Origin of the sequence: Streptomyces roseochromogenus subsp. oscitans DS 12.976 (assembly GCF_000497445.1) — a bacterium.
In the GTDB taxonomy this organism is placed as follows: domain Bacteria; phylum Actinomycetota; class Actinomycetes; order Streptomycetales; family Streptomycetaceae; genus Streptomyces; species Streptomyces oscitans.
In genome coordinates, this window is record NZ_CM002285.1 from 4123643 (window position 1) to 4132701 (window position 9059).

Genomic DNA, 9059 nt, shown 5'->3' on the forward strand with positions numbered 1-9059 from the left:
CGGTCACTGCGTGAGCAGCTCCCGCAGCTCCGTCACGATCGTCTGCTCATCCGTGCCGTCCAGGGCGGCGAGTGCCGCGCGCCAGGCGTCGTACGCCTCCGCCCGCTGCCCTCGCGCGTGCAGCAGCAGCCCGTGCTGGTGCCGTGCGAGGCCGCCCATGTAGCGGTCGGCGCGGGCGTCGGCCCGGCTGAGCAGCTCGGCGCACTCGTGGCCCGCCCGCTCGGTCTCCCCCAGCTGCCGCAGCGCGCGGACCAGGCCGAGCCGGGTCTGGGACTCGCCGTGCCAGTCGCCGTGACCGCCCAGGATGCGCAGGCTCTTCTCGAAGTGCCCTGCGGCGGCGGCCGGTTCGCCCAGGGTGAGATGGGCGTAGCCGATGTTGCAGTGCGCCGAGTGCTGCACGATGACCGCGCCGATGGCGTCCCCGATCGCCAGCGAGCGCCGGTGCTGCTCGATGGCGGCACGCGGGTCGGTGTGCTCGTAGAGGTTGCCGAGGTGGCTGTGGGTGACGGCCTCTCCGTAGGGATCGTTCAACTGCCGCGAGTACGCGAGGCTCTGCCGCAGCGCCTCCCCGGACTCCGCGAACCTCCCGAGGCCCTCCAGCAGCAGACCACGGTTGTTCAGACAGCGCCGGATCCTGGAGACGACACCGAGCCGCCGCCAGATCTCCAGGGACCGGTCGGTGAGGGCGAGGGCGTCCTTCTGCCGGCCGGTCATGAAGTGCAGGCCCGCCAGATCGCCCAGCGCGTACGCCTCGGCCGCCGCGTCCCCGAGCCGCCGCGCCGCCCCGAGCGCGGCCCGCCCCAGCACCTCCATCTCGGCGACCCGTCCACCGCGCTGGACGTAGGGGAAGAGCAGCCGTGCGAGCACCGAGAGATGGGCGGCACGAAGCCGGTCGGACGTGTCCGCGTTCCGTGCCACCAGGGCGACAACGTTCTCCAGCTCCACCTCGCCCCAGGCGAAAGCCTCCTCGGCGGACTCGAAGGACAGCAGCTCGGTCACGTCCGCCGCGTGCTGCGCCGGCTGCGTGGAGGTCGCCCGCCGCCGGTCCTCCTGATCGAGCCCCGGCTCCACCACCGCCTCCAGCACGCGCTCGGCCACGGCGGCGTACCAGCGGAGAGCGGCCAGTTCGGAGTCGCAGGCGGAGGCGGCGCAAGCCGGAGTGGTTTCCTCGTCGGAGTCGGTCCGGTGGACGGTGTCCGGCTGTGCGCCGGGGCGTGCGGCGGCGTCCGGTGGGGCGCCCAGCGCTCCCGCGCCCGCGTCCTTCCTCGTGCCCATGTCCCTCCCCGTGTCCGCCAGCTCGCGGGCGAAGTCGCGGACCAGGTCGTGCGGGGCGTAGCGGCCGTAGGCCGTCTCCTCCAGCAGGGCTACGTCGACCAGGCGGTCGAGGGCGGCCTCGGCGCGGCGCTCGTCGGTGCCGGTGAGGCGGGCGATCAGCGGGGCGCCGTAGGTCGGCAGGTCCAGCCAACCGATGCGGCGCAGTGCGAGGGCCGCGTCCCGGTCCGCCTCGCGCTCGGCTGCGGCGAGCGCGTCGTGGGCGACGGCCAGGGAACGCCGGACGCTCAGGTCGTCGTACTCCAGGTGCCGCAGCCGCCCGCCCGTCTCGGCGAGTTGGCCCGCGAGCACATCGGGGGTGAGGGCGCGGCGGGCGGCAAGTCGGGCGGCGACGACGCGGAGCGCCAGCGGGAGCCGGCCGGTCAGCTCGACCAGTGCGTGCCCGGCGTCCAGCCCCTCGCGTCCGCTCACCGCGCGCAGCAGTGCCGCGCTGTCCTCGCCGGTCAGCGGGGCGAGCGGGAAGCGCCGGGCGCCGTCGAGGGCGGTGAGTGGCGAGCGGCTGGTGACGATCACCGCGCAGCCGGGCCCGGCCGGCAGCAGGGGGCGTACCTGGGCGGCGTTCGCCGCGTCGTCCAGCACCAGCAGGATGCGGGCCGGGGCGAGCAGCGAGCGGAGCAACGCGGCTGCCGCGTCCGGGTGTTCGGGGATGCTGCGTGGCTCGGCGCCCAGGTCCCGGAGCAGTGCGGCAAGTGCCTGGGCTGAGCTGAGCGGGGTCATGCCGGGGGTGGCGCCGTGCAGGTTGACGTAGAGCTGACCGTCGGTGAATCGATCCCGTAGCTCATGCGCGACATGCAGGGCGAGCGCGCTCTTGCCGACGCCCGCCATGCCGCTGATCACAGCGACGGCCGGGGCGGGGGCGGGCGGCTCGGTGAGCGCGTGCCGCAGCGCGCGACGGGCATCTGCGCGGCCGGTGAAATGGGCTGGCGGCGCCGGGAGTTGGGCCGGACGCGGGGTCAGCCGGGCGTCCGGCCCCGGCTCGGCGTCCTTGTGCGGGGCCGACGGTTCCCCCTCCTCCTCGGCGGTGCCGTCCACCTGCCCCGCGCCCTGCGGGAGTCGGCGGACCTTGCCGCCCACGGCCCGCCGGAGGCCGGCGCGCTCCTCGTCCGGCCGCCGCTGCTCCTCGTCACTCCCCCGCAGCACCTCGACATGCGCCTCGCGTACCGCGAGGCCGGGTTCGATGCCGAGTTCCTCGATCAGGCGGGCGCGCAGATCACGGTGGACGGCGAGAGCCTCGGCCTGACGGCCGGTGCGGTGCAGGGCGAGCATCAGCTGACGGTGGTACGCCTCGCGCAGCGGATACTCGGCGACCAGCGCCGCGAGCTCCGGGACGAGCGCGGCCAGCCGAGCGCCGCCCAGGGCGAGTTCGGCGTCGTAGCGCCGCTCCAGCAGGAGCAGCCGGGCCTCCTCCAGGCGCTGTACCAGTGCATACCCGCCGAGGTCGGCGGGGAGCCCGCTGAGCGGGGTGCCGCGCCAGAGCGCGAGCCCGGCGGTGCAGGCCCGTACGACGCCCGACCAGTCCCGCCGGGCATGCGCGGCCCGCGCCTCGGCGACCCGGGCGTCGAAGACGTGCACGTCCAACTCGCCGTGATCGACGCGCAGTACGTACCCCGGTGGTACGGCTCTGAGCCGGTCGGGGTCGTCCAGGAGCCGGCGCAGCCGGGTGACATGGTTGTGCAGAGATGCCTGCGCGGAGACGGGCGGCGCCCCGCCCCACAGGGCGTCCTTCAGCGACTCCACCGACACGACCCGGCCCGGCTCCAGCAACAGCGCGGCGAGCAGCACGCGTACCTTGGGACTGCCGATGGCACGGACGCCGTCGTCGGGGGTGTCGGACGAGATCTCGAACGGCGGCCGGTCGTACAGGACGGGCGGCCCCAGCAGTCCGAACCGCAGCTCGCACCGCCGCATCACGCCGCACCACTGCCTTTCCGCACGATCGGGGCCGACCGTGCTCCGCAACGAGCGCGCGCCCGCCGTTCCCTGGCGGGAATCCACCCTGTCCACAACGGTTTCCCGCCACCTTCTGCCGGCCGGCCCGGCCCCGGATCGGCCTGTCCGGCGGCCTGTTACGGATACCGTCGGCAAGTTCCGGCCAACGGATCCGCGACGTGCCGACGAACCGTTGGCCACATGTTAGCGATCCGTTGGCGCATCCTGATGTGATCATTTCCATCGGATCTGGCCCTACGGCGCGCGCGTATGTCGCGTAACTCGGGGGAGTGTCGCCGCAGGCTGGGTCCGGGGACGCAAGGGGCCCCGGTCGGCGGAGGTGAACGCCCGGGGCCCCGTCCCGCTCTCTGCTCCGCGCTCCGCGCGCCGGCCCACGCCCCGTTTGCGTCGGCCCCGGCCGCGTTTACGCCGGGGCGAACTCTCAGATCACCGGCGGGCGCCCGAGCCGGGTGAGCCGCCACACCGTCCGCCAGCGCATGGGCCGACGCCCGCCCGCCGGTTCCCGCAGCCCTTCCACGAACCCGCCGAACCAGGCCTTCAGCCCCGCCAGGGAACGGGTGCGGGCTAGGGTGAGCAGCGTCCACACCCCGAGGTGCACGGGGATCAGCGGCAACGGCAGCCGGCGCCGGACGAGCCAGACGCGATTGCGGGCGTTGACGCGGTAGTAGATGGCGTGCCGGGCCGGTGAGGTCTTGGGGTGCTGGAGCAGCAGCTCGGGGGTGTAGAGGATCTTCCAGCCGGCGTCGGCGGCGCGCCAGGCGAGGTCGGTCTCCTCGTGCGCGAAGAAGAACTCGGCGGGCCAGTCCCCGGTCTCGGCCAGCATCGCCATGCGCAGGGCATGTCCGCCGCCGAGGAACCCGGTGACGTACCCGCCGCGCATCGGGTCGGACTTGCCGACCCTCGGCACATGCCGCTGCTGCGTCTCGCCGTGCTCGTCGGCGATGCGGAAGCCGACGATGCCGAGGCGGGGGTCGGCGGCGTACAGGTCCCGTACGCGCCGCAGCACATCGGCGTCGACGAGCAGCCCGTCGTCGTCCAGTTCCACGACGACGTCGACGTCGCCGAACTCCCGCAGCCGGGCCAGGGCGACGTTCCGGCCGCCCGGACAGCCGAGGTTGTCCTCCACGTCGATGGCGGTGACCTCGCCGGGCAGGGAGAGCCGACGGGCGAACTCGGGCAGCCGGCAGCCGTTGCCGACGATGACGATGCGGGCGGGGGCGAGGTCCTGCTTGGCCACGGACTCCAGCAGGGCGTCGACCTCGCAGGGCCGGTTGCCCATGGTCACCACGGCGACGGCGATCCTCGGCTCCATCACGTCCCTCACCCCATCCGGCCACCGGCGGCATCACACCCCGACCGCGCGGTGCCCGCCGTTCACCAAGATGTTGCCTCAGATCCGCGGGTTCACCCGATGCCGATTCACTTTGCGACCCCTTTGCGCCACTTTTGTCCGCACATTCCCTCAACGGGCGGCACAGCGGCCGGGCCCCCGCGTCCGTGGCCCGTCTCGGACCACTCGCCTCTCAGCCCGGCCAGGTTCGTGGTCAGGAAGTAGGCGGCTCCGGCGATCAGCAGTACGGATACCAGACCGACGGGGGCCACCACCGCTCCGGCGATCAGCCCACCGAGCGGAACACCGGCCCTGGCCACCGAGTCGGCCGGCGTATCGACCCGGCCCGGCAACCGGCGTGGCACGCGCGCGAAGAGCACGGCTCCCAGCACCAGGTTGAGGAAGCCCGCTCCGAACCCGGTGAAGAACACCACCCGGCGCCGCAGTCGGCGGGCAGCGACAACGGCCACGAAATTCCCGCCGCCGCATGGGGGATCACTTCACAGTCGCGTGGCCCGCGCGCCACCGCATCCGCTGAACGAGAAAGCCCAGCTCAGGCAGTCTGAGCTGGGCTTCGGTGGAGCCGCCTTCGGGATTCGAACCCGAGACCTACGCATTACGAGTGCGTTGCTCTGGCCATCTGAGCTAAGGCGGCACGCCGTCCGCACTATGGTGCGATCGGCAACGTCGGTAAGTCTACACAGTTTCCGGAGGTGCTCTGACCAGGCCCCGGAGGCGAGGGCTCCGGGGCGGGTGGCAGGGCTATGAGCAGCGCTTTCGTGGGCTCGGCGGGGTGCCGTCGAGCAGGTAGGTGTTGATCGTCGTGTCGATGCAGGTGCTGCCGCGGCCGTAGGCGGTGTGGCCGTCGCCGACGTACGTCAGGAGGCGCGCCGAGGAGAGCTGGCCGGCCAGGGACTGCGCCCAGCGGTAGGGCGTCGCCGGGTCGCGGATCGTGCCGACCACCACGATCGGCGCCGCCCCGTTCGCCTCGATGCGATGCGCCTCCCCCGTGGCCTTCACCGGCCAGTACGCGCAGTTCAGCGCGGCCCAGGCCAGACCCTCGCCGAAGACCGGGGATGCCTTCTCGAACGTGGGCAGCGCCTTCTCCACCTGGTCGGGGCCGGTGAAGGCCGGCGGCAGGTCCAGGCAGTTCACGGCGGCGTTGGCCATCATCAGGTTGCTGTAGTGGCCGTCGGCGTCACGTTCGTAGTAGGTGTCGGAGAGCGCGAGCAGGCCCCCGCCGTCGTTCTGCTTCATCGCCGAGGTGAGCGCCTCGCGCAGCTGCTCCCACTCCGCCTGGTCGTACATCGCCGCGATCACCCCGGTCGTGGCCAGCGCCTCGCCGAGCTTGCGGCCGGCCGCGTCGCCCGCCGGGATGGGGTGCTGGTCCAGCTTCCGGAAGAACGCCTTGAGGTGGTCGCCGACCTGCGCAGGCGTGGTGCCCTTGCCGCCGAGCGAGCAGTCGGAGTGCCGTACGCAGTCCTTCGCGAACGCCTGGAACGCCGTCTCGAAGCCAGCCGTCTGGTCCAGGGTCATTCTGCGGGCGTCCAGAGTGGGGTCCATCGCCCCGTCCAGGACCACCCTGCCGACCCGGTCGGGGAACAGCCCGGCGTACGTCGCCCCCAGGAACGTGCCGTACGACGCCCCCACGTAGTTCAGTTTCCGATCACCCAGCGCCGACCGCAGGATGTCCATGTCCCGTGCCGCCTCCACGGTGGAGACGTGCCGCAGCAGCCGCGCCGAGTGTGCCCCGCAGCTCTCCGCGAACTTCTTGTCCGCCGTGACCAGCGTGTTCCGCTCCTGCTGGTCGTCGGGCGTGAGGTCCGTCTGTGTGTACGCGTCCATCTGGCGGCCGTCGAGGCATTCGACGGGCTCGCTGCGGGCGACGCCCCGCGGGTCCACCGCGACCAGGTCGTAACGGGCGCGGACATCGGCCGGGTAGCCGGCGCCCGCGTAGCTCTGGAGGTAGCTGACCGCCGAGCCGCCCGGACCGCCCGGGTTGACCAGCAGCGAACCGAGCAGCCTGCCCTTGCCGGTGGCCTTCTTGCGGGCGACGGCGAGCCGGACGTCGCCCGAGCCGGGCTTGGCGTAGTCCAGCGGGGCCTTCATGGTCGCGCACTGGAAACCGGGGACACCGCAGCTTCGCCAGTGCAGCCGCTGGGTGTAGTACGACGACAGCGCGGACGGCGTCGCACGCGGCAGGGCGGCCAGCGCCGCGTCCGCCGCACCGCCCGACGACGTGGTCGAGCTCCCGGAGGAGCAGGCGGACACGAGCAGGGCGGCGGCCGTGAACAGGCTGGCCGTGAGGCGGACCGTCGTCCGGGAGCGGGTGCGCCGGGTCCGGCGGAGGGATGGCCTGGTGTACATCAGGCGAGCGTAACGCTGTGCGACGGCTCGGGTGCGATGCGTGCGGGGGATGAGCTCGTACGGGGGACATCCGAGGCGCGTGTCGTCGCGAGCGTCCGCATACCTCTCACCTCTCACCCCGCCCGCAGCGCCATCGTCATCGCCTCCACCGCCAGCAGCGGAGCCACATTGCGGTCGAGGGCCTCGCTGCACGCGGCGATCGCCTCGATGCGGCGGAGCGTGGACTCCGGGCTGCTGCCACGCGCCAGCCGCTCCAGGGCGTCCTCGGCGTCGGCGTTGGCGATCGCCACCCGGGAGCCGAGCTGGAGGGCGAGGACATCACGGTAGAAGGCGGTGAGATCGCCGAGGGCGATGTCGAGGCTGTCGCGCTGCGTGCGGGTTCTGCGGCGCTTCTGCATGTCCTCGAGGTCCTTCATCACACCCGCCGTACCGCGCGGCAGCCGGCCGCCCTGGACCGCGCCCAGCGCCGCCTTCAGCTCCTCGGTCTCCTTGCCGTCCATCTCCTCGGCGAGCTGCTTGGCGTCCTCGGCGGCCGCGTCGACCAGTTCCTGGGCGGCCCTCAGACAGGCGCCGACCTCGTCCAGCCGCAGCGGCAGCTTGAGCACGGAGGCACGGCGCTCACGGGCCGCCGGGTCCGTGGCCAGGCGCCGGGCCCGGTCGACATGCCCCTGGGTGGCGCGGGCGGCGGCCGCCGCGACGTGGGGTTCGATGCCGTCGCGCCGTACGAGCATGTCGACGACCGCGTCAACGGAGGGCGTGCGCAGGTTCAGGTGACGGCAGCGGGAGCGGATCGTCGGCAGGACGTCCTCGATGGAGGGGGCGCACAGCAGCCAGACCGTGCGCGGGGCGGGCTCCTCGACGGCCTTGAGGACGGCGTTGGCCGACTTCTCGTTCAGCCGCTCGGCGTCCTCGACCAGGATGATCTGCCAGCGGCCGTTCGCCGGGGAGGTGAATGACTTGCGGACCGTGTCCCGCATGTCCTTCACGAGGATCTCGGAGCCCACGGCGGCCACAGTGGTGACGTCCGCGTGGGTGCCGAGCAACGCGGTGTGGCAACCGTCGCAGAAGCCGCAGCCCGGGGTTCCGCCGAGGGCGCGGTCGGGGCTCACGCACTGCAGGGCCGCGGCGAAGGCTCTGGCCGCCTGGTTCCGGCCCGCTCCGGGCGGGCCCGTGAACAGCCAGGCGTGCGTCATCTTCGACGCCTCGGGCAGCGGCTCGTCGGCCGCGGCGGCCGTGACAAGGGCGTCGGCGTCCCGCGCGGCGGCGTCGAGCACCGCGCTCACCTTCTCCTGCCCGACGAGGTCGTCCCATACGGTCATGGGTCACGCCGCCCTTCCGTCACACTCCGCGTTCCTTCATCCATTGTGCGGGTGGGCACTGACAACTCGGTCCGCGTGCAGTCGACGGCAGGTGGGAAAGGCGAGGGCGGCGCCGGTCGGTGTTCCGACCCACGCCGCCTCTGTACGCCGCCTCCCGCTGTCAGCCTCGCCGGCCCCTGCGGCCCTGTTCCTCGTCCTGGCCGCCGTGCTCCCGCTCGTCGTACGAGCCCAGCAGTTCGTCCGCCAGCGACGGCAGGTCGTCCAGCGGGGTCTCCTCGGCCCAGTCGGGACGCGGCCGGCGGCGAGGCGTGCCGTCGGCGTCGACCTGCGGCATCTCGCGCGTACGGTCCTCGGAGCCGTCGGGGCCCGCGGCCGGCCGCTCGTCCCGGAAGAAGCCGGGCGGCACCCGGTCCGCCGGAGCGTCACCCCGTACGGGCGGCAGTACGGCCGTCTCGTCGGCCGCACCCGGAACCACCGGAGGCAGCACGGCGGTCTCGTCGGCGGGGCCTGCGGACACAGCCGGAAGGACCGCCGTCTCGTCGGCAGGGCCGGAAGCCGCCGGAGGCTGCGGCAGCTCGGCGGTCACCTCGGAGTCCGCGTGGGAGCCGTCGGAAGCCTTGGCGCCCTGGGCATCCCGGGCATCCTCGGCGGAGTCGCCCCGCTCCTCACGCACCGGACGCAGCACCGTCGTCTCGTCGGTCTCCGGCGAGACCACCCGCGTCCGAACCGTCTCCTCGATACCGCGCGCGTCCGGCGACACC

Annotated in this window: 5 protein-coding genes, 1 tRNA gene and 1 pseudogene; all 7 read right to left on the reverse strand. The window is 73.2% G+C overall.

Annotated features, from left to right (window positions below; genetic code table 11):
- Positions 1 to 3: 3 nt before the first annotated feature.
- Complete coding sequence (locus M878_RS67585) at positions 4 to 3240, reverse strand: AfsR/SARP family transcriptional regulator (RefSeq protein ID WP_023547739.1); 3237 nt, start codon at positions 3238 to 3240, stop codon at positions 4 to 6.
- Between the two features lie 463 nt (positions 3241 to 3703).
- On the reverse strand, positions 3704 to 4597 hold the full coding sequence (locus M878_RS67590; RefSeq protein WP_106962725.1) for a glycosyltransferase family 2 protein: 894 nt from the start codon (positions 4595 to 4597) through the stop codon (positions 3704 to 3706).
- Between the two features lie 104 nt (positions 4598 to 4701).
- Positions 4702 to 5082 (reverse strand): hypothetical protein, encoded by a 381-nt coding sequence (locus M878_RS98915; protein ID WP_023547741.1) that lies wholly within the window; start codon positions 5080 to 5082, stop codon positions 4702 to 4704.
- A gap of 108 nt (positions 5083 to 5190) precedes the next feature.
- A tRNA-Thr gene (locus tag M878_RS67600) sits at positions 5191 to 5267 on the reverse strand.
- 107 nt (positions 5268 to 5374) lie between these two features.
- Positions 5375 to 6979 (reverse strand): alpha/beta hydrolase, encoded by a 1605-nt coding sequence (locus tag M878_RS67605; protein WP_023547742.1) that lies wholly within the window; start codon positions 6977 to 6979, stop codon positions 5375 to 5377.
- A gap of 113 nt (positions 6980 to 7092) precedes the next feature.
- A complete protein-coding gene (locus tag M878_RS67610; RefSeq protein WP_023547743.1) occupies positions 7093 to 8298 on the reverse strand; it encodes a DNA polymerase III subunit delta' in 1206 nt (401 codons plus the stop codon).
- Positions 8299 to 8458: 160 nt separating this feature from the next.
- Positions 8459 to 9059 (reverse strand): annotated as a pseudogene (locus M878_RS48130) (dTMP kinase); the annotation flags it as partial.

Coding starts and splice junctions, on each gene's coding strand:
- M878_RS67605 (WP_023547742.1), bottom strand. CDS start 6,979: ATGTACACCAGGCCATCCCTCCGCCGGACCCGGCGCACCCGCTCCCGG.
- M878_RS67610 (WP_023547743.1), bottom strand. CDS start 8,298: ATGACCGTATGGGACGACCTCGTCGGGCAGGAGAAGGTGAGCGCGGTG.
- M878_RS67585 (WP_023547739.1), bottom strand. CDS start 3,240: ATGCGGCGGTGCGAGCTGCGGTTCGGACTGCTGGGGCCGCCCGTCCTG.